Here is a 22,822-nt window from a genome sequence, read left to right on the forward strand (position 1 = left end):
AGCCGCAGCCGCAGCCGCAGCCGCAGCCCGCAGCCGCAGCCCGCAGCCGCAGCCGCAGCCGCAGCCGCACCCGCAGCCACACCCGCCGGCAAGGCCGGCGCCCGCAGCCACTGCCCCTTTTGGCAGGAATGTGTCGATTTCTGGCAATCGTGCCACTCGCAGCAGAAAGTCGCAATACCTAGAGTTTCTGCCATGACCATCATCATTCTGCTGGTACTCGGCGCCCTCATGCTGTGGGCCGTGCTGGCGACTCTGCACAGCCTGGGCGCCGACGGCTACGGCCGCAAGGAGCTGGCCGGGCGCAACATCCACCCGGAGGATCTGCCGCGCTCGCGCTAGGGTTAAGGCGCGGCAATGCGCGATTGCCGCCCGATCCTGTGAGGTTCAGATGGCGTGGCTTGTCACCGGCGGCGCCGGCTATATCGGCTCCCACATTGTGCGGGCTTTCCTGAAAGAGGGCATCGAGGTCGTCGTCATCGATGACCTCTCCAGCGGGCACGTCGAGTTCGTGCCGGCCTCGGTCCCGTTCGTGCAGGGCACCCTCCTCGACCGGGATCTGCTGATGCGCACCTTCGCCGAACACTCCGTGACCGGAGTCGTGCACGTCGCGGGCTTCAAGTACGCCGGAGTCTCCGTGCAGCGCCCGCTGCACACCTACGAACAGAACGTCACGGCCATGGCCGTCCTACTCTCGGCGATGCAGGAATCCGACGTCCCGCGGATGGTATTCTCCTCCAGCGCGGCCGTCTACGGCACCCCGCACGCCGACCTGGTCACCGAGGACACCCCGAAGAGCCCCGAGTCGCCCTACGGCGAGTCCAAGCTGATCGGCGAGTGGCTGCTGCGCGACCAGGCCGTCGCGGCGGGTCTGCGCTACACGGCGCTGCGCTACTTCAACGTGGTCGGCTCCGGCGCGCTCGAACTGCGCGACACCAGCCCGCACAACTTGTTCCCCCTGGTCTTCGACGCCCTGATGGACGGCCGCACCCCGAGCATCAACGGCGACGACTATGCCACCCCCGACGGCACCTGCGTGCGGGACTACATCCACGTGGCCGACCTGGCCGTCTCGCATGTGGCCGCGGCCCGGCGCCTGGACGCGGGGGAGCCCGTGCTGCCCGTCTACAACCTCGGCAGCGGCGACGGCGTCTCGGTCGGCCAGATCATGACCACCGTGGCCGCGGTGACCGGGATCGACTTCGCCCCGGTGATCGGGCCGCGCCGGCAGGGCGACCCCGATCGCATCGTCGCCTCCGGCGCATTGGCGGCACGCGACCTGCAGTGGATGATGCGGCACACCCTCGAGGACATGGTGCAGAGCGCCTGGCGGTCCCGGCAGGCCGCATCCGCCCCGCAATCCTGATCGATTTTCGCTCTTGGGCGAGTCGAAACCCTCCAGCAAATATTGAGGGTTTACTATCTGCGACTTGACGGCAGGGAATTACACGGCTGTAATTAGGGCTTAGCGTAATTTTGGGCACATTTTGCAGTGGGGTGGGAGACGATATGGCGCTATCAGATTCTCGTTCCGGGGTACCCGAGGATTGGTTCATCGATCCTGTCCGTTTGGGTGTTCCCGGGGTTCGCACGGAAAACAGCGACGGCGATCCGCTGTCGTGGCAGTCGGACTCGCTCTGCGCGCAGACCGACCCGGAGGCCTTCTTCCCGGAAAAGGGCGGGTCGACGCGCGATGCGAAGAAGATCTGTTCCTCGTGCGAGGTGAGAACCCAGTGCCTGCAGTACGCGCTCGCCAACGACGAGCGATTCGGCATCTGGGGCGGCCTGTCCGAGCGCGAGCGCCGCAAGTTGCGCAAGCGCGCGAGCTGACCCGAGACCGCATCCGGGGCGACGGATTTCGGGCTCGCCTTCGCAATTGAGCCTCACCGGGCCCGATCCGACCTAGGCTGGGGTCGATATGCATGCGAGAGTCACGGCCATCCTTGTCGCCCGGAACGGCGCGAAACACCTCGAGAGAACACTCGAGGCGCTGAGTCGCCAGACGCGCCAACCGGACGTGGTGATCACGGTCGACTGCGGGTCCTCCGACAAGACGGCCGACCTGCTGGCCGCCTTCGGGCCGACCCACATCATCTCCGCGGGCGCGGACCTCACCTTCGGGCAGGCCATAGCGACGGCCGCGCGGATCCTTCCGCCGCCGACGTCCGACGGCGAGATGCTCTGGCTGCTCGCCCAGGACAGCGCCCCGGAGCCCGGTGCGCTGGCCGCGCTGCTCGGGGAACTGGAGATCGCACCATCCGTCGCCGTCGCCGGACCGAAGGTCATGGACTGGCACGCCGGCGACTACATCCACAACTTCGGTCAATCGATGACCCCCGGCGGCTCCACCGTGACACTGGTGGAGAGCGAGCTCGACCAGGGGCAGCACGACGGCATGGGCGACGTGCTCGCGGTCAGCGCCGGCGGCATGCTGGTGCGCCACACCGTCTGGGATCAGCTGGGCGGCTTCGACCCCGCCCTGCCCTCCGCGGACGACGCCCTCGATTTCTGCGTGCGCGTTCGCATGGCCGGCTACCGGGTCTCCGGCGTCGCGTCGGCCCGGATCGCCACGGCCGGAGACGGCGTCGCCGGCACGAGCGGGTCCTCCCGTGGGCGTGCCCGCCGCAAGCGGCTGCGCGCGATGCGGGCCGCCCAGCTCCACCGCCGCCTCGTCTACGCCCCGGCGTGGACGATCCCGGTCCACTGGCTGGCACTGGTTCCCCTGGCGCTGCTCCGGTCGATCGGGCAGCTGCTGCGCAAGGAACCCGGGGCGATCCTGGGCGAGTTCTCGGCTGCGTTCGCGGCGGCCTTCAGCGGGATCCGCGTCAGCGCGGCGCGCCGCCGGTTCGCCGCCACCCGCAAGCTGGGCTGGGGATCGATCGCGTCCCTGCGCGTCTCCTCGGCCGAAGTGCGCCGTCGCCACGCGCTCAAGCGCGAAGCCAGTGTGACCGGCGTGCGCGGAGACCGTCCGGACATCCGATTCCTCTCCGGCGGCGGCGCCTGGACCGTGCTCGCGGCCGCGATCGCCGGGGTGGTGCTCCTGGCGCCGCTCCTGGGCGCCCGCACCCTCACCGGCGGCGGGCTGCTGCCCCTGTCGGACTCCCTGGCCGAGCTCTGGGGCAGCGTCGGCTACGGCTGGCGGGACATCGGGCTTGGTTTCGTCGGTGCCGCCGACCCGTTCGCCGCGGTTCTGGCCGTGCTGGGCTCGCTCACTTTCTGGGCACCTTCCTTCTCCCTGGTGCTCCTCTACTTCCTCGCCCTGCCCCTGGCCGCGCTCGGCGCCTGGCTCGCTGCGAGCCGCCTCACCGAGCGCGCGTCCCTGCGCGCCGTCGCCGCCGTGCTCTGGATTCTCGCGCCCACCTTCCTCAGCGCCATCGCCGCCGGCCGCCCGGCCGCGATCCTGGTGCACCTGCTTCTGCCGTGGCTGTTCTTCGCGGGCTTCGCGGCGGCCCGCTCCTGGTCGGCCGCCGGCTCGGCCGCCCTCCTGTTCGCGGCGATCGTGGCCTGCGCGCCGTCGCTGACACCGGCGCTCCTGGCCGCCTGGCTGATCACCGTGCTGGTCAGCGGCCGCAGCGTGATGCGCTTCATCGGCATCCCGTTGCCGGCGTTGGCCCTCGCGGCACCGCTGATCCTGGACCAGGGACTTCGTGGCACCTGGCTGGCCCTGCTGGCCGACCCGGGCGTGCCCGTGCCGGGCCCGAGCGTTCCCGGCTGGCAGTTGCTCCTCGGCTTCCCGTCCGGTGAACTCGGTGGCTGGGCTCCGCTGCTCGAAATGCTCGGCCTGCCCGGCGTGCACGCCTCCGTCCTGGTGCCCGTCCTGCTGATCCCGCTCGCCGTCCTCGGCGGCCTCTCCCTCTTCCTGCACGGCGCGCGCGGCGCCGCCTTCTCCCTCCTGGCCGCGCTGCTCGGGCTGGCCACGGCGGTCGCCGCCGGCAGCCTCCAGCTGTCCTCGATCGGCGCCCAGACCCCGAGCATCTGGCCCGGAGCCGGCCTCAGCCTTTACTGGCTGGGACTGGTCGGCGCCGTCGTCTTCGCGCTCCGCGGACTGCGCCGGTTCGCCGTCGCGCCGGCCGTCACCGCGGTCGTCGCCCTGATCATCGTGGTGGCGCCGCTGGTCGCGGCCCTGCCGCTCGGCACCAGCGTCGTGCGCGAGGGTATCGACCGCACCCAGCCCGCATTCGTCAGCGCCGAGGCCCAGACGGATGCCCGCGTCGGCACCCTGCAGATCGTGCCGCAGCCCGATGGCGGCATCCTGGCGACCATCGTCCGAGGTCCCGGCACGACCCTCAACGCCCAGTCCACCCTCAGCAGCACCGATCGAACGCTCAGCGGCAAGGAAAGGGAACTCGCCGACCTGGCCGGAAACCTCGCCTCACGCAGCGGCCTGGACACCGCGGCGGGCCTGGCGGACTTCGGCATCCGTTTCGTGCTGCTCCGCCCGGCCGCCGTCACGCCCGCCGGTCCCGGTTCCGAGGCCCCGGTCACCCCGGCCGCGGCCGAGACCGCCGGCCGCACGATGACTGCGCTCGACGGCAACGCGGCGCTGTCGCCGGTGGGGGACACCGCATTCGGCCGGCTCTGGCGGGACGAGACCGTCGTCGGCGCCGGTCCGAACGGCACGATCCCGTCTCACCCCGGCGGCCCGCTCGGCGTCATCTCCCTGCTCGTGGCCGCCGTGGTCATCGGCGCCACCGTGCTGCTGTCCATCCCCACGGGCGCCGGCCCGGAGGCCGTGCGGCAGGCCAGCCGGGACGCGATCCGCGAAACGGCGAGGGCCAGGGCCAAACAGAAGGCCAAGGAGAAGAAGCGCACCGCCCGAACCCCGGGGAGGCGGAAATCGACTCCCCGCACGGCCGAGACGGTGACTCCGACCGCTCCGACGGATGCCGCGGCATCCGGGTCCGCCACGCCCGACGCCGGCGACGCAGTCAACACCGCCGACACAGTCAACACCGCCGACACAGTCAACACCGCCGACACCGTCAACACCGTCAACACCGCCGACACAACGGGCCACCCCGGCACCACCGAGACGGCGACCCTCCAGGAGGAGGAGCACATTGCTCAGTAAACGCGGAATCGCCCTGTTCGGTGCGCGCGCGCTCGTGGGCGCCGTCGGCCTTGTCATCGTCGTCGCGGGCGTCGGTGCGGCGGCCGTCGTGCCCTGGCCGACCCTCGAAAAGGCCCCGCCCTCCGTTCTCGTGTCGCCGACGCCGAGCGAGCAGCAGCGGGTGTGCCCCGGCCCGCTCCTCACGCTCGCGGAGGACTCGACCCAGGCCCAGGCCGCCAGCTCCGTCGGCAGCGCCGAGGCCGTCTATGCCACCCGGTCGGTCGCGTCCGGCGCGGGCTGGACCGACCCGGAGGTTTCGCCTCTCACCGCCCCCGACAACGCTAAGGGCGACATCGACGGCGGGCCCCTGCTCCTGCGCGTCCCGGTCGAGGCGGGCGCGGACGCGGCGCCGCTGGTGTCCGGCAGCCAGTCCGAGACCGTGGCGAGCGAGACGCTCGGCGGCCTCGCCATCGCCGCGTGCTCCGAGGCGGCCAGCGACAGCTGGCTGGTCGGCGGCTCCACCGACATCGGCCGCACCAGCCTCGTGCTGCTGAGCAACCCCACCACGGTCACGGCCACGGTGGACCTGACCGTGTTCGGCGAGACCGGCCAGGTGGATGCCCCCGGCTCGACCGGCATCCTCGTTCAGTCCGGCTCGCAGCGGATCGTCTCCCTGGCCGGACTGGCCCCGAACCTCCGGTCGCCGGTGGTGCACGTGCAGTCGCGAGGCGGGCAGGTCACGGCCAACCTCCAGCAGAGCATCGTGCGCGGCATCGCGCCGGGAGGAGTCGACGTGTTCGGCGCCTCGTCCGGCCCCGGACGCACCCAGACCATCGCCGGCCTGCTGATCACCGCCGAGGCTCCCGAGGCCGCGCCCACCGAGGCCGGCGGCCTCGCCGACGGCGTCCCGTCGGTGCGCGTCCTCGTGCCGGGCGATCTGCCGGCCACGGTCGAGGTCGGGGTCACGAGCGCCGACGGTTCGGCGCCCGGAACCTCGGTTCAGATCGAGGTGCAGCCCGGCCTCACCACCGAGGTGCCGTTGACCGGGCTCGCCCCCGGCATGTACTCGGCCGCCCTGGTGTCCGACCAGCCGATCGTGGCCGCCGCCCAGAGCTCGTCCGCCGGGGCCGCCGGCCGCGATTTCGCGTGGTTCACGGCCTCCGACACCCTCGACGAGGAGTTCCTGGTCTCCGTCGCCTCCGGTCCGGTTCCGACCCTCGTGCTCGTGAACACCGGCGGCTCTGCCGCCACCTACACGGTCAGCCCCCGCTCGGGTGAGCCGGCCACGGTCGACGTCGCCGAGGGTCGCACGGCGACCCTGCCTCTCACCGCCGGCGGGAGTTACGTGGTGTCCGGCGGCTCCTCGACGGTGGCGTCGGTGACCTACGCGGGGGACGGCCTGATGGCATCCTTCCCGCTGAGTCAGGCCGGACCCCTGGCCGCACCGATCCGCGTCTATTCGCACTAGCCACTATCCGGCGGCCCCTGCCCGGCACCGGCAAACCGAACCGACGTGTTCGTGAACCCCTGGAGACATCCGTGACCGAGTCGTCCACCCCTTCCCGCCCACCTTCCGTCGACGAGGTGCGCGTCGCAGTCATCGGCGGATCGGGCCTCTACCGGCTCTTCGACGCCGGCACGGTGGTGTCCGTCGATATCGACACGCCCTACGGCCCCACCTCGTCGTCGATCACCATCGGCGAGCGAGCCGGGCGTCGCGTCGCGTTCCTGCCGCGTCACGGCGGCGACCACAGCGTGGCGCCGCACCTGATCAACTACCGGGCCAACATCTGGGCGCTGGCCTCGCTGGGCGTCACGGCCATCATCTCCTCCTCGGCGGTCGGCGGCGTCAGCCCCGAGTACCCGCCGGGGCTGCTGGTCGTGACCGACCAGTTCATCGACCGCACCACTGGGCGCGCCGACACTTTCTACGACCGGGGCACGGTCGCGCACCTGGCCGCGGCCGACCCGTTCGACCCCGAACTGCGGCGCTTCGCCATCGCCGCGCTCACGGCCCAGGACGAGGACTTCGCGCCCACCGGCACCGTCGTCGTGATCCAGGGGCCCCGGTTCTCGACCCGGGCGGAGTCGCTGTGGTTCCGCGCCGCGGGCGCCCACACCGTCAACATGACGCAGTACCCGGAGGTCGTGCTGGCCGCGGAGCTCAACATCGGCATGGTGAACCTCTCGTTCGTCACCGACGCCGACGCCGGGCTGGCCCCCGCCGCCGATGACCCGGGCGCGGCCGACCCCGACGCCGTGTCCGCCGGCCTGGTCTTCACGCGTCTCCGGGCCGCCCAGCCGCGCATCCTGGCCGCGATCGACGGAATCCTGCGCGCCCTGCCGCAAGAATTCGCGCCGCGGGAACTGATCGCCCCGGAACACGTGCGCGCCGTGCTCGATCGCCGGCCCGGTTCGGCCGCCGACCTCCCGGCCAGCACCGACGCGTCCGTCCCCGTCGTCCCTGACGCCGTCGTCCCCGTCGTCCCCGTCTCCGCCGTCCCGGTCTCCGCCGTCCCGGTCTCCGCCGTCCCGGCCGGAGTCGCCGAATGACCGGGCGACTGCTCGTCACGGGCGGCGCCGGCTTCATCGGCGGCGCGATCGTGCAGGCCGCCCTCGACCGGGGCTGGCAGGTGCGGGTGCTCGATTCCCTCCGCAGCGATGTGCACGGGGGCCTCCCGGTGCTGCCCGCCCAGGTCGACGTGATCGTCGGCGACGTGACCGACGCATCCGTCGTCGCCCTCGCCCTGCGCGACACGGATGTCGTCTGTCACCAGGCCGCCAAGGTCGGCCTCGGTGTGGACTTCGCCGACGCCCCGGACTACGTGCACAGCAACGAGGTCGGCACGGCCGTTCTGCTCGCGGGGATGACCTCGGCCGGGATCGACCGGCTCGTCCTGGCCTCCTCGATGGTGGTCTATGGCGAGGGCAGCTACCGGGGCGCCGGGGGCTTCACCCGCCCCGGGCCGCGCCGTGAGGCCGACCTGCTCCGGGGCGTGTTCGACCCGGTCGACCAGGCCACGGGCGAACGGCTCGAACCGGTGCTCGTCTCCGAGGAGGACCCGCTCGACCCGCGCAACGTCTACGCGAGCACCAAGCTGGGACAGGAATATCTGGCGTCGGCGTGGGCCCGCTCCACCGGCGGCCGGGCCGTGGCCCTCCGCTACCACAACGTCTACGGACCGGGGATGCCGCAGAACACCCCCTACGCGGGCGTGGCGTCGCTGTTCCGCTCGGCCCTGGAACGCGGCGAGGCCCCGCGCGTGTTCGAGGACGGCGGCCAGCGCCGCGACTTCGTGCACGTGGCCGACGTCGCGTCCGCTAACCTCGCCGCTCTCGACTGGACCGAATGCGCGGAGCCGTCCACGTTCCGTCCGTTCAACGTCGGCAGCGGCGTCGTGCACACGATCGGCGAGATGGCGGCGGCCCTCAGCCGGGCCACCGAGGGCCTCGCTCCCGTCGTCACCGGGCAATTCCGGCTCGGCGACGTGCGGCACATCACGGCGTCCTCCGAACGGCTCCGCCGCGAACTCGACTGGGCGCCGTCCGTCTCGTTCGAGGACGGCATGCGCGCGTTCGCGACCGCGCCGCTGCGCGCCGCCGTCACCCGGTAGCCCCCCGGCCCCCGCCCCGGGCCGAACCAATTCGACGGAGATATTGCTGTAAAACGGCTCTTATGGCGTATCCGGGGCGGATCCGGGCAGAATCTCCGTCGAATTCGTCAGGGACGGACACCGGCCAGCAGCCCCGGACACCCGCCGCCGTCGCCCACCCGCCGCGAAGCGACGGGCAACCGGGCTCAGTGCGCCGCCCGGCCAGCCGCCGCGACCGGATGCTGCGGCAACAGCACCTCGAACCGGCATCCATTCGCCACGTTGTGCACCCGAACCTCGCCCCGGTGGGCCTGCACGATCCCCTGAACGATGGCCAGGCCGAGGCCCGCGCCGCCGGAGCCGAGGGGCTCGGCCGCCGGGGTGCGCGGACCGCTGGCCCGCCAGCCGGCCTCGAACACCCGGCCCAGGTCCTGCTCCGGGATGCCGCCCGCGGCATCCGTCACCGAGATCAGCGCGCGGTCGGCGGTGCTCTCCGTGACCGAGACCACGATCGGGCTGCCAGGCGGGGAATGCTGGATGGCGTTCATCACCAGGTTTCCGACCACCCGGGACAATTCGCGCGGGTCGGCGAGGATGGTCAGCCCCATCTCGCCGGCGAAGCGCAGATCCAGGGACTTGGCCTGCGCGATCGGCCACAGGCCGGCGACCGTGTCGCTGATCAGGTCGTAGAGCGACACCGGTTCCAGGCGGAGGCGCAGGGTTCCGGAGTGGATCTTGGAGAGTTCGAACAGGTCGTCGACCATGCCGGTGAGCCGGTCCACCTGCCCGCGCATCTGCGTGTAGTACCGCTCCGGGTCCTCGGCCATCCCGTCTTCGAGAGCCTCGGCCATGGCACGGATGCCCGCGAGCGGCGTCCGCAGATCGTGCGAGATCCAGGCGATCAGTTCCCGCCGTGACTCCTCCACCCGGTTCTCGCGGGCCCGGGATTCGGCCAGGCGTTCCCCGGTCGCGGCCAGCTCCCCGGCCAGCGCCGTGAACTCGGTGTTGCTCTGCCGGTCGGTAGAGGCGATGCGTTCCCCGCGTCCGATACTCGCCGCGGCCGAGCGGAGGGTGCGGCTGTCCCGGGCCAGCTGGCGTCCGAGTACCGCGGCCATCATCAGCGACACGAGCCCGGCGACTCCGGCCACGGAGTAGAACACGGTGAGGTCGTGCCGGGACACGTACATCTGGGAGGCGACCACCGCCATCCCGCCGACCACCGACACCACCGTGGCCAGGGCGACAACCATGAGCTGCAGCACGAGCGAGGACCGGGCCAGCAGCCGCAGGGAGAGCAGGCCGCCCGCGCCCACGACGACCGCGCAGGCCAGCGCGAACAGGGAGACGGCCAGGAGCACGTCCGGTGTCATCAGGACCGTCCCGTCAGGGCCAGGGGAACCGGGTCGAACCGGTAGCCGACCCCCCAGACCGTGTTCAGCAGCCGCGGCGCGGCCGGGTCGGCCTCGATCTTCTCGCGCAGCCGGCGCACGTGAACGGTGACCGTGGACAGGTCGCCGAACTCCCAGCCCCAGACCGAGCGGAGCAGGTCCTCGCGGCTGAGCACCTGGTGCGGGCGCCCGATCAGGTAGGCCAGCAGGTCGAATTCCCGGGAGGTCAGCACCAGCGGCTCGCCGCGCAACCGCACCTCGTGGGCGAGGGCGTCGAGGCTGAAGTCGCCCACCACGACCAGGCCGGCCGGCACGACCGCGGAGACGCTGCGCCGCAGAACCGACTGCACCCGCAGCACGAGCTCGCGGGGGGAGAACGGCTTGGTCAGGTAGTCGTCGGCGCCGGCCTCCAGGCCGTCGATGCGGTCCTCCTCCTGGTTGAGGGCGGTGAGCATGATTACCGGGATCTCCCAGTCCGAACGGATGCGGCGGCACACCTCGATGCCGTCGACGAGCGGCAGCATCCGGTCGAGCACGACCAGATCGGGCCGCAGTCGCTCGGCGGTCTCCAGTGCGGCCAGCCCGTCCGCCGCCTCCTCGACCAGGTACCCGGCCGCTCGCAGGTAGCGGCAGACGATCTCGGAGACCGTCGGGTCGTCGTCGACGACGAGGATGCGGCGTGGGGTCGGTGCGATCGAGCGCGAATCGCCGGGGGGCAGGGAGGAAGGCACGACTTCAGGATAGGGCGGGCGGCGCCGGGCGTGCCGGGCCGGTGCCTTCAGTGCCGTTTGTTCCTCACTCCGTAATCTCTTCGGGCGTTTCGGCCGAGGCCGCCGCCCTAGTGTCGATGCATGACTGTGATCCACACGGACCTCGTGTTGCCGTGCCTGAACGAAGCCGCCGCCCTGCCCTGGGTGCTCTCGCGCCTGCCGGAGGGATACCGGGCCATCGTCGTCGACAACGGGTCGACCGACGGTTCGGCCGAGATCGCCGCGGCGGCCGGCGCGCAGGTGGTGCACGAAACCCGCCGCGGCTTCGGGGCGGCCGCGCACGCGGGCCTGCTCGCCGCCACCGCGCCGATGATCGCGTTCTGCGACGCCGACGCCTCGATGGACCCCTCCGAACTGCCCCTGGTGGTGGACCCGGTGCGAGCCGGCACCGCCGACCTGGTGCTCGGCCGGCGCCGGCCGGTGACCGCGAAATCGTGGCCGCTGCACGCGCGCCTCGCCAATTCCAGTCTGTCCTGGCGTCTGCGCCGAATAACAGGGGTGAACATCCATGACCTGGGCCCGATGCGGGCCGCGCGCCGCGAATCCGTGCTGAACCTCGACCTCCGGGACCGCCGCAGCGGCTACCCGCTGGAGATGTTCCTGAAGGCGGCGGAGGCCAACTGGCGCATCCTTGAAGTCGACACCACCTATTCCCCGCGGGTCGGCCGCAGCAAGGTGACCGGCACCGTGCGCGGCACCCTGACCGCGATCAACGACATGTCGGCCCTCCTCCGGGAGACGCGCCGATGACGACCATCGTCGTGATCGCCAAGGAATGCCTGCCGGGCCGCGTGAAGACCCGCCTGCACCCGCCGCTCAGTCTCGAGCAGGCCGCCGTGCTGGCCGCGGCCAGCCTCGACGACACCCTCGCGGCGCTCGCCACCCTGCCCGCGACCCGGCGCATCCTGGCCTTCGACGGTGTGATCCCGCCGGCCGCGGCGGCCGGGTATGAGATCTTGCCGCAGTCGCAGGGAACCCTCGACGTGCGGCTCGCCGCCGTGTTCGATGCCTGCGAAGGGCCCACCGTCCTGGTCGGCATGGACACCCCGCAGCTCACCTCTTCCCTGCTCGAACCCGTCTTCACCGACTGGACCGACGACGTGGACGCCTGGTTCGGCTTCGCCAACGACGGCGGCTTCTGGACCCTCGCCCTGAACGACCCGAGCGGCGACCTGATCCGCGGCGTGCCGATGTCCCGGGGCGACACCGGCGCGCTCCAGCTGACACGGCTGACGGATGCCGGGCTCCGCGTCAGCCTGCTGCCGACACTCACCGACGTGGACACCATCGACGACGCCCGCTCGGTTGCGGAGATCGCGCCGACCGGCCGGTTCGCCGCAGCCCTGAACGCCATGATGGCCGCCAGCACGAAGGACGGCCTCCGATGACGCTCCTGGCCGCACGACTCGACGAGGAGTGGGCGGCCCCGCCGTCCACCTTCGGGGCCGGCGGAGCCGAGCCCTATGCCGCCGCGCTGCGCAACAATGACAACGTGCTCTACCTGCGCCGGGCCCGCCCGGGCAGCGCGTCCGAGGCTTCGCCAATCGACGCCGGACGGTGGAGCGCCGACGCCGACGACACCGACCAGCGCCTGCTCGACGGAGTCACCGGCCCGGTTCTCGACATCGGCTGCGGTCCGGGCCGGATGGTGCGGGCCGCCATGGGGCGCGGCCTGCCCGCCCTCGGCATCGACGTCTCGGCGACGGCGGTGCGGATGGCCGCAGACGCCGGCCTCACCGTGCTGCAGGGCAGCGTCTTCGACCCCATGCCGCGGGAGGGCGCCTGGGCCGCGGCCCTGCTCGTGGACGGCAATATCGGAATCGGCGGCGACGCATCCGCTCTGCTCACGCGGTGCGCCGAGTTGCTCGCGCCGGGCGGCGCGCTGCTGGTCGAGCTGAGCCACGACGCGGCCAGGGACGAGAGCTACCTCGGCATGATCGAGGATTCCGCGGGCGGCCGGAGTGCCGTGTTCCCCTGGGCGGAGATCGGCATCCACGCCCTCCGGGACCGCGCCGGGGCGGCCGGCCTTGTCGTCGCTCAGGACTGGCGGCTGGACGGCCGCTGGTTCGCCCGCCTGCTGCGCGCGTAGAGCAGGCCGGCCCACACCGTCGTGACCAGGGCGAGGGCCGCCCAGAACAGGGCCAGGTTTCGGCCGTAGTCGAGCGGAAGAATGCTCGGGTTGTTCGGGCTGAGGCCCTGGGCGACGATCGCGGGCACCACGATCAGCGTCATGATCGAACCGACCACGATGGCGCCCTGCACGAGAACCAGGATCGTTCCCGTGGCCCGGTGTCCCGCGCGGCGCAGCAGCAGGCCGAGGAAGAAGACGACGGGCGCCAGGACGGCGTCGTGCAGCACGATCGCCGCGCCGATCCAGAGCGCGACCCCGGGCAGGCGGGTGATCCGCACGGTGTCGAACAGCACGTAGAGGCCGAAGACCAGGCCCGCCGTGCCGATCAGGATCAGCACGGTGCGGGCCACGCGCATCCGCTTGATTTCGGTGTTCATGCGGTGATCGCCTCGATCCGGCTCAGCCATTTGGTTTGCAGCACCCCGGGCCGGCCCGGGGCGATCATCCGCGCCGGGTAGCCGTGCTGCAGGTCGAGCGTCTCGCCGTTCAGCTCGAGCGCCACCAGGGTCAGCGGGTCCCGCACGTATTCCGGTCCCATCTGGGTGCGGCGGAAGCTGCCGCGTTGTTCGAGGCTGGTCAGGCGAAAGGATGCGTCCGGGTCGGCGTCGACCAGGTCGGCCAGGTCCCGCAGGCGCACGCCGCGCCACACCGCCAGCTGGCTCCAGCCTTCGACGCAGGCGATCGGCAGTTCCACCTCGGTCTGCGGCATGGCCTCGAGCTCGGCCCGGCTGAAGCTGCGTTCCACCCCGCCGGCAGCGAGGGTGAGCGCCCAGCCGGCGGCGGTGGCCGACGCGGTCACCCCGGCCTTCTGGGCGGTGCGGTTCACCGGGACGCCCTGCTGGCCGACGCCCTTCTTGCGCGGCCCGAACACGTTCAGCGCGTCCAGCGGCGCGAACGTCTGGCCCGCGGTCAGCCCCACGACGGCGGCGCCGGCGATTCCCACGGCGGTCAGGAAGCCCCGGCGGCTCACGGAGGTCGGGGCCGCGGGCGTGGCGTCGATCCAGGCCAGCAGGCGCCCCGTCACCCCGGACGGCCGGCGGCTGCCCCAGAGCCGGACGGCCTCGAGTCGGGCCGCCTCGGCGTCGGCCGCGCCGGGCGCCTCCGTGGCGCCTGCCGCATCCGTCGCCTCGCGCTCTGCCTCGTGCCGGGCGCTCCAGAACCGGGTGATGATCGGCAGCTTGATGCCGATGTGCAGCACCAGCAGCCCCACCAGCACCCAGCCGAGGGCGTAGTGCACCTCACGGAACGGGAAGGGCCATGGGTACCACTGGTAGGTGTTGAGCAGGCCGATCGTGATCTGCACCAGGGAGGCGCCCACGAACAGGGCGATCGACGCTCGCTCGAGCAGGTGCAGGAACGATTTCACCGGCGGGGACGCGAACAGCTCGGGGAAGACGATGTAGAGCTTGGCGAGCAGCAGCGGGAAGCAGGCGATGCCGGCCACGATGTGGGTGCCCTGGCTGAACTGGTAGAGCAGCGCGGGTCGGGTCGGGAACCTCATCCACGGGAGTGGTTCCTGCAGGAAGTGGCTGTACACGCCGGTGCCGAAACAGACGATGAAGGCGACGCCGAGCAGCCGGCCGATCACGACCGCCATCCGTGGATTGCGCGACGGGGTCGCCAGCGAGCGCTGTGCCTCGTACATCATTCGCCTCATGGTTCCATTGCATCATCCGCGGCGCCCGGAGAGGCGGCGCAATCCTTACGGTCCGGTGACGCGCAGCCGGCCGGTGGGATGCCTGCGCCCGACTCCGGCAGGATTGCAGGGTGCGCATCATTGTCATCTCCGTGATCCTGGCCGCCAGCGCGGCCCTGACCGGCTTCAGCGTGCTCGCGTACGACCTGTTCACGCCCGGTCGCGACACGGTTCCTCTCGTGATCTGCACCGCCGGGCTGTGGCTGCTGTTCGCGCTCGCCGTGCTGCTCCTGCGCGGGGTGCGGGGCCGGGCCGTGGTCGTGCTAATCCTGGCCGGCTCGGCCGTGATCGGGGCCGCGGCCATGATCGGCCCGCCCAATACGAGCACCGACTCGGCGCGCTACGCCTGGGACGGCGTAGTCGCCACCGCGGGCATCTCACCGTATGCCTACACGCCGGCCGACGACCGGCTCGACCCGTTGCGCCCCGGCTGGCTGTTCCCGGCGGCGGAAACGACCGACGCCGGCACGCCCGTGTGCGTGGGCGAACGCATCCAGACCGCGCACAAGACGCCGTCCGGCGACATCCTCTGCTCGGCGCTGAACCGCACCGGCGTGCCCACGATCTACCCGCCGGCCGCCGAGATCTACTTCGCCGGCGTGCGTGCGCTCACCGGCCCGGACGCCCAGTACTGGCCGTTGCAACTGACGGGGCTGCTGCTCAGCGTCGGCACGACCGGGATGCTGCTGGCCGGGATGCGCCGCCGCGGCATCGACCAGCGTCACGCCGCGCTCTGGGCCTGGTGCCCGCTCGTGGCCACGGAGGCGATCACGAACTCCCACGTGGACATGCTCGGGGTGGTCTTCACACTCGCCGCGGCGTTCCTGGTGTCCACCCGGCGCTACTGGGGCGGCGGGATCGCCCTCGGCGCGGCGATCGCGACCAAGCTGATCCCCGTGCTCGCGGCGCCCGCCATGCTCCGGCGCCAGGGCTGGAAGGTCACCGTGGCCGCCATGCTCACCTTCCTGCTGCTCTACGTGCCGTACGTGCTCACCACCGGCATCGGCGTGCTCGGCTACCTGCCCGGCTACCTCTCCGAGGAAGGCTACGAAGACGGAACCCGCTTCGCCCTGATCTCTCTGGTGGCCCCCGGCGGCTCCGCCATCATCGTCGCGGGCGCGGTGCTGGCCGTGATCGCGGTGTTGGTGATCTGGAAAACCGATCCGGACCGGCCCTGGCTGGGTCAGCTGGTCATGATCGGCAGCGCGCTGCTGATCCTGTCTCCGCGGTACTCCTGGTACGCCCTGCTCCTCGTGCCGTTCATCGCCCTCAGCGGTCGCTGGGAGTGGTTCGCCGTTCCGCTGGCCCTCACGCTGCGGCTGCTGGTGCCGTCGCTGCCGGTGACGCGGGTCGCCCTCGCGGCGGCCGTCGTGCTGATCGTGGCCATAACGATGTACCGGGCCGGTCCCGTGGTGTTCCAACGCCGGATCCGCCCGGTCACTCGTCCGCCCCGACCCGTTGCTTGAGCCGGTCCACACCTCCCGCGAGCCGGTCAGTGGTTCGTGGCGCAGGTTGTGGCAGCCGGCGCACGGTAGAACCTGCGCCCGCTCCCACAAGGTGCGCCGCGACGCGGTGAGTGAGTGCGGATTCAGCGCCACCGACTCCCATCAGGCACACAAAGAACGGGCCCGCAGCGCAGATGCGCGGCGGGCCCGTCCGGATGATGCCGGTGTGTGCCGGCGGCTACTTGGTCGCGACCGTGATCTTCGCGATCCCGACCAGGAGCTGGTCGGCGACGGCATCCGTCTTGAACGTGTCGTTCAGCAGGCCGGCCGCCTCAGCGGAGATGTGCACGGTGGTGCCCTCGAGGATGGCGTTGTCGCCGTCCATCTGGAGCGGCTTGAGGGTGCCGCCGTAGAGGTTGAACAGCAACACCTGGGTGGCGGCCGAAGCACCGTTGACGCTCACGTCACCGAACAGCTTGCTGGTGCCGGGGTCGATCGTGAAGTTGGTGAGCTCGACCACCGTGTCGCCGCCGGTCAGCGAGAAGCCGGAACCCTCGTGCTCGATCGAGCCCTGAACGAACGGGCGGTAGCTTTCTTCGGGGTCGTAGTAGTCCACGTTCCCACCGGTGATCGGGAAGTGCAGGCTGCCGTCGGTCAACGTCGCGGTTCCCACGGTGCCGGGGGTGAGGCCCAGGCTGGTCAGGGCTGCCGCGAAGTCGGCGTCGAGGAGGACGGCCGTGTCGACACCGGTCAGGGCGGGGATGGAGGCGAGGGCCTTCGGCGCGGCCTCGGCGGAAGAGGACGACTCCGTCGACGACTTCGGGGTCTTGGCGTCGGCGCTGCTCGAGCAGGCGGCGAGCCCGGCGATGAGAAGACCGGCAGTGGCGAGGCCGAGAGTGGCCTTGGTGAATGAACGCATGATGTGATCCTTCGTGTCTGGGTGGGTGTCGCTGTCTTGGTGTTGACATTGGTTCGGCCCCACCCATGAAACGGTTTGGTTCAATCTGAAATTCATTCGAGGCGGCCCCGATCCGGCCGGGCGCACAGAAAACGCGGCCGAGGACAACCTCGGCCGCGTGCGGACTTGCGCGTGCTGATGCGCGGCGGGGCCGCGTCTAGAAGTGGCGGAACCGGTCGGGCGCCAGGTCCCACGGATCCTTGCCGAGCAGCTCGGCGATTGCGCGGAACACGCAGCTCTCGATCACCATCCGCCGGTGCAGGTCGTCGTTGCGGTGCAGGCGGCTGAGGCGCTGGATCGGCAACCGGTAGAGAACGATGCGGCGTTCCTGGGGGAACACGGCCCAGCGCTCGACGCCGACCCCCGGAATCACCGTCGCGGGTCCGGCTGCGACCTCGAACCGGGCATCGGCCAGTTCGTCCGGCCAGACCGAACGCAGGTAGTCGACGGTCGAGGCGACGGTCATGTCGAAGGTGTCGATCCGGGTCTGCAGCGGCGGCAGGTACGGGCCGGTGGCAGAGCTGCGGATGCCGCGGCCGTGCCGGTCGCGGCCGCGGCCGCGCTGCACGGGTGCCGGCGTCTGCGCGGCCGAACGACGAGGACGGGACATATAGTCATCCTAGTTCCGCTGGATGAACGGGTAGCCTGAGGGCAATGTCATTCCGGCCCTGTTCCCGTGTCGCCTGCCCGGACGAGTCCGCCGCGACCCTCACCTTCGATTACGCCGACTCCATGGCCGTTCTCGGCCCGCTGTCCCTCCGCCGTGAACCGCACAGTTTCGACCTGTGCGTCCGTCACGCCCGGCTCACCTCCGCCCCGCAGGGCTGGCAGATGATCCGGCTCAGCCGAGCAACGGATGACGCTGCCGCGCTAGGTTGTGCGGAATGACCACTCACAGGATCGACGATGCCCGCGCCCGCCTCGATGCCGTCGCCCGGCCAGACGGCCTGCGCGACGAGACGGGGGAGCTGCTGGCGGCGGACCTGGTCGCAGCCGTCGCCGCCGCGTTCGTCGATGAGATGGACGCCGGCGAGGCGGGCGCCGGTGAGGTCCTGCTCGGTCACGACCGGGCCGGCCTTCCGGCCGAACTAGCCGCGGCCGTGGTCCGTGGCGTTCAGGCCCGCGGCGCCACGATCGTCGATCTCGGAGCCTGCCCGACCGACCTGGCCCGCTTCGCTTCGGGCCGTCTGGCCACCCCCGCCATCATGATCGCCGCCGGTCCCGGCCCGGACGGCGCGGTCGGCCTGGGCTTCCTCCGCGCGGGCGCCGAGGACCTCACAGTCCACACCGGGCTCGACGCCGTCCTGGACCGCGCGGCCCACTACCTGGCGGAGGGGCTGGCGCCGGTGGCTTCGCCCGCCAGCCTCCGCGAGGTGGATCTGCTCCCGGACTACGCGGCGACCCTGCTCGCCCTGGTCGACCTCGCCGGCATCCGCCCCCTCACGGTCGTGGTCGACGCCGGCCACGGGGCGGCCGCCGTCACGATCCCCGCGGTCTTCGGCACCGACTCCGGCCCGGGCTCCAGCCCGGCAGCCGGGACAACTCCGCTGCCGATCACCGTCATCCCGCTGTCCTTCGACGCCGGCGCCGACGCCGAGGGTCGGCCGCAGGAGATCGACCCGTTCGATCCGGGCAGCCTGGTCGACCTGCGGAACGCCGTGGTCGCCAACGCGGCCGACCTCGGCCTCGGTTTCGACTCCGACGCGGGACGCTGCGTCGTGATCGAAGAGAACGGTGTGCTGGTGGATCCCTCCGCGATCGGAGCGCTGCTGGCCCGCCGCGCAATCGCCCGGGAGCGCGCACGTCGTCCCGGTCCGGTGGCCGCGCCCGACACCGCGCCCGACATCCTGGTTGCGCACAGCCTCATCGTCTCCCTCCGCGTGCCGGAGACGATCGAGGCGGCCGGGGCGATTCCGGTGCGCACCGAGTCCGCTCCCGCACTGCTCCGGGCACGGATGCGCGACGACGGCGCCGTCTTCGGCTGCGGCCATGCGGCCGACTACTATTTCCGCGAATTCTGCGATTCCGGCAGTGGTCTGCTCGCGGCCCTGAACCTGCTGGCCGAACTCGGGGGCCAGGCGCATCCGTTGTCGGAGCTCGCGGTTGAATTCTCGCCGTACGCCCGGTCGGGCGAGATCAGCAGCCCTGTCGAGGACCTGCCGGACGCCTACGCCGGCATCGTCGAGGCCTACACGGGCGTGGCCGAATTCGACGAACTCGACGGCCTCACCGTCACCGGCATGACCAGCGCCGACGAGCCGTTCTGGTGGTTCAACGTGCGCCCGTCCCAGACCGAGCCGCTACTGCGCCTCACCGTCGAGGCGGCCACCCCGGCGGCGATGATCCGCGTGCGCGACGAGGTCCTGGCCCTCATCCGCGGCGAGTGATTCCCGGCCGGTGATTTCGCGGCTTGAGGTTACGACTGCGTTTCGGGCTGCGCGTGTCGTTTGGGGGCTGCCGGCACCTGACATACGTTTGCCCGGGCGCATCCTCACGGATGCCCGCCCGTCCCCGCGCTGCGCGGGGAACGAATACAAGGATCTTGGAGTCACATGGACGTTTCGCCGAAGACTGACCGCACCACCACGAAAACGGCGGGCGGCGCGGGGGAGCTCAAGCACACCCTCAAGCCGCGCCACCTGTCGATGATCGCGATCGCGGGGGTGATCGGAGCGGGGCTGTTCGTGGGCTCCGGCGCCGCGATCCAGCAGGCGGGACCGGGCATCCTGGTGGCCTACGCCGCCGCCGGCTTCGTCGTGATCCTGGTGATGCGGATGCTCGGCGAGATGGCCGCAGCCCACCCCGAGACCGGATCCTTCTCCAGCTACGCCGACAAGGCCCTCGGTCGCTGGGCCGGGCTCAGCATCGGCTGGCTCTACGCCTGGTTCTGGATCATCGTGCTCGGCATCGAGGCCACGGCCGGAGCCGCGATCGTGCACCGGTGGGTCCCGGAAATCGACCAGTGGGTCTGGGCTCTGCTGCTGATGGTCCTGCTCACCCTCACCAACGTGGCCTCGGTCAAGATGTTCGGCGAATTCGAGTTCTGGTTCGCCTCGATCAAGGTGGCGGCCATCGCCGTCTTCCTCGTGCTCGGCGTCGTCGCCATCGTCGGCCTGATGCCCGGGGTGGAGGCGCCCGGACTGAGCAACCTCACCGGCCGCGGCGGGTTCTTCCCCAGCGGTAGCGGCGCCGTCCTCGGCGGAGTGCTCGTGGTCGTGTTCTCGTTCTTCGGAGCCGAAATCGCCACGATCGCCGCCGGCGAGTCCGAGAACCCCGTTGACGCCGTCAAGAAGGCCGTGAAGTCGACGGTCTGGCGCATCCTCGTCTTCTACATCGGCTCCATCGCGGTCGTCGTGACCCTCATCCCGTGGGACAGCGCCTCCGTCGCCAAGAGCCCCTACGTCGCCGTGATCGAGCTCTACGGAATCCCCGGGGCCGGAACGATCATGGACATCATCGTGCTGACCAGCGTTCTGTCCTGCCTCAACTCGGGCCTCTACACCGCCAGCCGCATGATCTTCTCGCTTTCCGCCCGCGGCGACGCGCCCAAGTCGTGGTCGCGCGTGTCCGTCAGCGGCGTGCCGCGCGGCGCGGTGCTGGCTTCGACCCTCGTCGGGTTCATCACGGTGGGCCTCAACTACCTCGCCCCCGATACCGTCTTCCTCTACCTGGTGAACACCTCCGGCGCCATCGCACTGCTGGTCTGGCTCGTCATCGCGGTCTCGCAGCTCGTCCTGCGCCGACGCATGGGGGCGGAGGCGGCCAGCCGCCTGTCCCTGAAGATGTGGGCATTCCCCTACCTCACCTGGTTCGCGATCGGCAGCATCGTCGCCCTCCTGGTGGGAATGGCGATTCTGGAACGCACCCGGATGGAACTCCTGATGAGCCTGGCCCTGGCGGCCGTCGTGGTCGGCATCGGCCTGTGGAAGTACCGCGCGGACAAGGGCAAGCCGCACACCGGCGCACCCGCCTCCAAGCTCCCCGCCGCCGACCCGGCCGGCGCTCCGGAGCGCGACGAGGTCGCCCAGCCGGTCTAGCCCCCGCCCACCCGTCCTGCACTCCCCGCCCGCCCGAACGAATTCGACGGAGATTCTGCCGAAATCAGCCTGTTTTGCTGGTTTTTGCCCTCCGGGGCGCAAAATCTCCGTCGAATTGGTCAGCGGCATTCCGCAGGCGGGTAATGGCATGATGGTGGCATGACTGCCGTGTCGCCTTCATCGTCCACAGTGTCCGCCTTCAAGATCGCTGACGTCTCGCTCGCCGAGGCCGGGCGGCACCAGCTGCGTCTCGCCGAGAACGAGATGCCGGGGCTGATGGCCCTGCGCGCCGAATTCGCGGAGTCGCAGCCCCTCGCCGGAGCCCGCATTGCGGGGTCGCTGCACATGACGGTGCAGACCGCCGTCCTGATCGAGACCCTCGTGGCCCTCGGCGCACAGGTGCGCTGGGCCAGCTGCAACATCTTCTCCACCCAGGACGACGCGGCCGCCGCCATCGCGGTGGGCCCAACCGGCACGCCGGAGTCGCCGGCCGGTGTGCCCGTGTTCGCGTGGAAGGGCGAATCGCTCGAGGAATACTGGTGGTGCACCGAGCAGATCTTCGACTGGAGCGCCGAAGCCGCCGCCGCGGGAGAGGCCTGGTCAGGGCCGAACCTGATCCTCGACGACGGTGGTGACGCCACAATGCTGGTGCACAAGGGCCGCGAGTTCGAACTGGCCGGCGTCGTGCCGGTTACGACGGATGCCGACAGCCACGAATACGGGGTCGTCCTCGCCGCCCTGCGCCGCTCCCTCGAGACCTCGTCCGACCGGTGGACCCGCATCGCCGAGGCCCTCACCGGGGTCACCGAAGAGACCACCACCGGAGTGCACCGGCTCTACGAACGCGCTGCCGCGGGTCAGCTCCTGTTCCCGGCGATCAACGTTAACGACTCGGTCACCAAGTCGAAGTTCGACAACAAGTACGGCATCCGTCACTCGCTGCCGGACGGGCTCAACCGCGCCACCGATGTGCTGATCGGCGGCAAGGTGGTCTTCGTGGCCGGCTATGGCGACGTGGGCAAGGGAGCCGCCGAGGCCCTCCGCGGCCAGGGCGCGCGGGTGATCGTGAGCGAAATTGACCCGATCAACGCCCTGCAGGCCGCGATGGACGGCTTCCAGGTGGCCCGGATCGAATCCGTCGCCCCGCAGATCGACATCTTCGTCAGCGGCACCGGCAACTTCAACGTCATCACGACCGAGCACATGCTCCGGATGAAGCACCTCGCGATCATCGCGAACGTCGGCCACTTCGACAATGAGATCGACATGGCCGCGCTGGAGTCCCTCGACGGTACGGTCCGGATCGAAATCAAGCCGCAGGTCGACGAATGGCGGCTGCCGAGCGGCCGCAGCGTGCTCGTGCTGTCCGAGGGGCGACTGATGAACCTGGGCAACGCCACCGGGCATCCGTCGTTCGTGATGAGCAATTCGTTCACCAACCAGGTCCTGGCCCAGATCGAGCTGCATTGCTACCGGGAGAAGTACCCGGTCGGCGTGTATGTCCTGCCGAAGCACCTCGACGAAAAGGTGGCTCGGCTGCACCTCGACGCCCTGGGCGTGGAGCTCACCGTTCTTACCCCGGAGCAGTCCGCGTATATCGGCGTTCCGATCGAGGGACCCTACAAGGTGGACCAGTACCGCTACTGATCAAGCCGCCGGCCGCGGGGCGTGACACGCCCGGGGTTGCACTGGTTTTGACGGGCCCGCCGGGGGACCGTAATGTATTCAAACGTACCCCACAGGTGCGGAAAGCCGCA

The 22,822-nt window shown here is 70.9% G+C and carries 21 protein-coding genes; 15 read left to right on the forward strand and 6 right to left on the reverse strand.

Going from position 1 to position 22,822, the window contains the following annotated elements; translation table 11 throughout:
- Positions 1-192 precede the first annotated feature (192 nt).
- From E3T42_RS16730 to E3T42_RS09020, 7 genes are all read left to right on the forward strand, one after another.
- Positions 193-339, forward strand: coding sequence for a hypothetical protein (locus tag E3T42_RS16730; protein WP_160141052.1), 147 nt, complete (start codon positions 193-195; stop codon positions 337-339).
- 49 nt (positions 340-388) lie between these two features.
- Positions 389-1,363: a UDP-glucose 4-epimerase GalE gene (galE, locus tag E3T42_RS08995; protein WP_134365765.1), complete on the forward strand. Its 975-nt coding sequence runs from the start codon at positions 389-391 to the stop codon at positions 1,361-1,363.
- 143 nt (positions 1,364-1,506) lie between these two features.
- On the forward strand, positions 1,507-1,827 hold the full coding sequence (locus E3T42_RS09000; RefSeq protein WP_134365766.1) for a WhiB family transcriptional regulator: 321 nt from the start codon (positions 1,507-1,509) through the stop codon (positions 1,825-1,827).
- An 88-nt stretch (positions 1,828-1,915) separates the two neighbouring features.
- A complete protein-coding gene (locus E3T42_RS09005) occupies positions 1,916-5,068 on the forward strand; it encodes a glycosyltransferase (RefSeq protein ID WP_134402876.1) in 3,153 nt (1,050 codons plus the stop codon).
- Complete coding sequence (locus tag E3T42_RS09010) at positions 5,058-6,515, forward strand: DUF5719 family protein (RefSeq protein WP_134402877.1); 1,458 nt, start codon at positions 5,058-5,060, stop codon at positions 6,513-6,515. Before E3T42_RS09005 ends, E3T42_RS09010 begins: the two co-directional genes overlap by 11 nt.
- 71 nt (positions 6,516-6,586) lie before the next feature.
- Complete coding sequence (locus tag E3T42_RS09015) at positions 6,587-7,600, forward strand: MTAP family purine nucleoside phosphorylase (protein ID WP_134402878.1); 1,014 nt, start codon at positions 6,587-6,589, stop codon at positions 7,598-7,600.
- Complete coding sequence (locus tag E3T42_RS09020) at positions 7,597-8,661, forward strand: NAD(P)-dependent oxidoreductase (RefSeq protein ID WP_134365770.1); 1,065 nt, start codon at positions 7,597-7,599, stop codon at positions 8,659-8,661. Before E3T42_RS09015 ends, E3T42_RS09020 begins: the two co-directional genes overlap by 4 nt.
- Before the next feature lie 185 nt (positions 8,662-8,846).
- On the opposite strand, the gene E3T42_RS09025 is transcribed toward E3T42_RS09020, so the two are convergent.
- Positions 8,847-10,010 carry a sensor histidine kinase KdpD gene (locus tag E3T42_RS09025; protein WP_134365104.1) on the reverse strand — a complete coding sequence of 388 codons (1,164 nt, stop codon included), beginning with the start codon at positions 10,008-10,010 and terminating at the stop codon, positions 8,847-8,849.
- Positions 10,010-10,759, reverse strand: a complete 750-nt coding sequence (locus E3T42_RS09030) for a response regulator transcription factor (protein WP_241975951.1) — start codon at positions 10,757-10,759, stop codon at positions 10,010-10,012. Before E3T42_RS09030 ends, E3T42_RS09025 begins: the two co-directional genes overlap by 1 nt.
- A gap of 120 nt (positions 10,760-10,879) precedes the next feature.
- Here E3T42_RS09030 and E3T42_RS09035 point away from each other — a divergent pair, with 120 nt between their 5' ends.
- The 3 genes from E3T42_RS09035 to E3T42_RS09045 are packed head-to-tail and all read left to right on the forward strand — an operon-like array spanning position 10,880 to position 12,887.
- Positions 10,880-11,548: a glycosyltransferase family 2 protein gene (locus tag E3T42_RS09035; RefSeq protein WP_134402879.1), complete on the forward strand. Its 669-nt coding sequence runs from the start codon at positions 10,880-10,882 to the stop codon at positions 11,546-11,548.
- A complete protein-coding gene (locus E3T42_RS09040) occupies positions 11,545-12,186 on the forward strand; it encodes a DUF2064 domain-containing protein (protein WP_134365106.1) in 642 nt (213 codons plus the stop codon). Before E3T42_RS09035 ends, E3T42_RS09040 begins: the two co-directional genes overlap by 4 nt.
- A complete protein-coding gene (locus E3T42_RS09045; protein WP_134365107.1) occupies positions 12,183-12,887 on the forward strand; it encodes a bifunctional 2-polyprenyl-6-hydroxyphenol methylase/3-demethylubiquinol 3-O-methyltransferase UbiG in 705 nt (234 codons plus the stop codon). Before E3T42_RS09040 ends, E3T42_RS09045 begins: the two co-directional genes overlap by 4 nt.
- On the opposite strand, the gene E3T42_RS09050 is transcribed toward E3T42_RS09045, so the two are convergent.
- Together E3T42_RS09050 and E3T42_RS09055 are read right to left on the reverse strand one after the other, a co-directional pair.
- Complete coding sequence (locus E3T42_RS09050) at positions 12,836-13,306, reverse strand: hypothetical protein (protein WP_134365108.1); 471 nt, start codon at positions 13,304-13,306, stop codon at positions 12,836-12,838. The genes E3T42_RS09045 and E3T42_RS09050 overlap by 52 nt on opposite strands.
- Entirely contained in the window at positions 13,303-14,577 is a 1,275-nt protein-coding gene (locus E3T42_RS09055) for a molybdopterin-dependent oxidoreductase (RefSeq protein WP_241975953.1), read from the reverse strand. Before E3T42_RS09055 ends, E3T42_RS09050 begins: the two co-directional genes overlap by 4 nt.
- Positions 14,578-14,696: 119 nt before the next feature.
- On the opposite strand from E3T42_RS09055, the gene E3T42_RS09060 reads away from it, so the two are divergent.
- The gene (locus tag E3T42_RS09060; RefSeq protein WP_134402881.1) at positions 14,697-16,091 is read left to right on the forward strand and encodes a glycosyltransferase family 87 protein; all 1,395 of its coding nucleotides are present in this window, start codon (positions 14,697-14,699) and stop codon (positions 16,089-16,091) included.
- Between the two features lie 217 nt (positions 16,092-16,308).
- Here the strand turns inward: E3T42_RS09060 and E3T42_RS09065 are convergent, their stop codons facing one another.
- Both E3T42_RS09065 and E3T42_RS09070 read right to left on the reverse strand, forming a co-directional pair.
- Complete coding sequence (locus E3T42_RS09065) at positions 16,309-16,989, reverse strand: hypothetical protein (protein WP_134365111.1); 681 nt, start codon at positions 16,987-16,989, stop codon at positions 16,309-16,311.
- A 196-nt stretch (positions 16,990-17,185) separates the two neighbouring features.
- On the reverse strand, positions 17,186-17,638 hold the full coding sequence (locus E3T42_RS09070) for a metallopeptidase family protein (protein ID WP_134365112.1): 453 nt from the start codon (positions 17,636-17,638) through the stop codon (positions 17,186-17,188).
- Positions 17,639-17,682: 44 nt separating this feature from the next.
- Here E3T42_RS09070 and E3T42_RS09075 point away from each other — a divergent pair, with 44 nt between their 5' ends.
- From E3T42_RS09075 to ahcY, 4 genes are all read left to right on the forward strand, one after another.
- Positions 17,683-17,916, forward strand: a complete 234-nt coding sequence (locus E3T42_RS09075; protein ID WP_134365113.1) for a DUF3499 family protein — start codon at positions 17,683-17,685, stop codon at positions 17,914-17,916.
- Positions 17,913-19,415 carry a phosphomannomutase/phosphoglucomutase gene (manB, locus tag E3T42_RS09080; protein WP_134365114.1) on the forward strand — a complete coding sequence of 501 codons (1,503 nt, stop codon included), beginning with the start codon at positions 17,913-17,915 and terminating at the stop codon, positions 19,413-19,415. Before E3T42_RS09075 ends, manB begins: the two co-directional genes overlap by 4 nt.
- A gap of 165 nt (positions 19,416-19,580) precedes the next feature.
- Positions 19,581-21,065, forward strand: a complete 1,485-nt coding sequence (locus E3T42_RS09085) for an amino acid permease (protein ID WP_134365115.1) — start codon at positions 19,581-19,583, stop codon at positions 21,063-21,065.
- A gap of 159 nt (positions 21,066-21,224) precedes the next feature.
- On the forward strand, positions 21,225-22,712 hold the full coding sequence (gene ahcY / locus E3T42_RS09090) for an adenosylhomocysteinase (RefSeq protein WP_134402882.1): 1,488 nt from the start codon (positions 21,225-21,227) through the stop codon (positions 22,710-22,712).
- The last annotated feature ends 110 nt before the right edge of the window (positions 22,713-22,822 follow it).

The sequence above is a fragment of the Cryobacterium sp. TMT4-10 genome, from assembly GCF_004403275.1.
Classification (GTDB): Bacteria; Actinomycetota; Actinomycetes; order Actinomycetales; family Microbacteriaceae; genus Cryobacterium; species Cryobacterium shii.

What these genes read in the sequence shown, in the direction of transcription:
- E3T42_RS09035 (WP_134402879.1), top strand. Translation starts at nt 10,880, where the DNA reads ATGACTGTGATCCACACGGACCTCGTGTTGCCGTGCCTGAACGAAGCC.
- ahcY (WP_134402882.1), top strand. Translation starts at nt 21,225, where the DNA reads ATGACTGCCGTGTCGCCTTCATCGTCCACAGTGTCCGCCTTCAAGATC.
- E3T42_RS09050 (WP_134365108.1), bottom strand. Translation starts at nt 13,306, where the DNA reads ATGAACACCGAAATCAAGCGGATGCGCGTGGCCCGCACCGTGCTGATC.
- E3T42_RS09045 (WP_134365107.1), top strand. Translation starts at nt 12,183, where the DNA reads ATGACGCTCCTGGCCGCACGACTCGACGAGGAGTGGGCGGCCCCGCCG.
- E3T42_RS16730 (WP_160141052.1), top strand. Translation starts at nt 193, where the DNA reads ATGACCATCATCATTCTGCTGGTACTCGGCGCCCTCATGCTGTGGGCC.
- galE (WP_134365765.1), top strand. Translation starts at nt 389, where the DNA reads ATGGCGTGGCTTGTCACCGGCGGCGCCGGCTATATCGGCTCCCACATT.
- E3T42_RS09065 (WP_134365111.1), bottom strand. Translation starts at nt 16,989, where the DNA reads ATGCGTTCATTCACCAAGGCCACTCTCGGCCTCGCCACTGCCGGTCTT.
- E3T42_RS09055 (WP_241975953.1), bottom strand. Translation starts at nt 14,577, where the DNA reads ATGATGTACGAGGCACAGCGCTCGCTGGCGACCCCGTCGCGCAATCCA.
- E3T42_RS09040 (WP_134365106.1), top strand. Translation starts at nt 11,545, where the DNA reads ATGACGACCATCGTCGTGATCGCCAAGGAATGCCTGCCGGGCCGCGTG.
- E3T42_RS09005 (WP_134402876.1), top strand. Translation starts at nt 1,916, where the DNA reads ATGCATGCGAGAGTCACGGCCATCCTTGTCGCCCGGAACGGCGCGAAA.
- E3T42_RS09085 (WP_134365115.1), top strand. Translation starts at nt 19,581, where the DNA reads ATGGACGTTTCGCCGAAGACTGACCGCACCACCACGAAAACGGCGGGC.
- E3T42_RS09020 (WP_134365770.1), top strand. Translation starts at nt 7,597, where the DNA reads ATGACCGGGCGACTGCTCGTCACGGGCGGCGCCGGCTTCATCGGCGGC.
- E3T42_RS09025 (WP_134365104.1), bottom strand. Translation starts at nt 10,010, where the DNA reads ATGACACCGGACGTGCTCCTGGCCGTCTCCCTGTTCGCGCTGGCCTGC.
- E3T42_RS09070 (WP_134365112.1), bottom strand. Translation starts at nt 17,638, where the DNA reads ATGTCCCGTCCTCGTCGTTCGGCCGCGCAGACGCCGGCACCCGTGCAG.
- manB (WP_134365114.1), top strand. Translation starts at nt 17,913, where the DNA reads ATGACCACTCACAGGATCGACGATGCCCGCGCCCGCCTCGATGCCGTC.
- E3T42_RS09000 (WP_134365766.1), top strand. Translation starts at nt 1,507, where the DNA reads ATGGCGCTATCAGATTCTCGTTCCGGGGTACCCGAGGATTGGTTCATC.
- E3T42_RS09075 (WP_134365113.1), top strand. Translation starts at nt 17,683, where the DNA reads ATGTCATTCCGGCCCTGTTCCCGTGTCGCCTGCCCGGACGAGTCCGCC.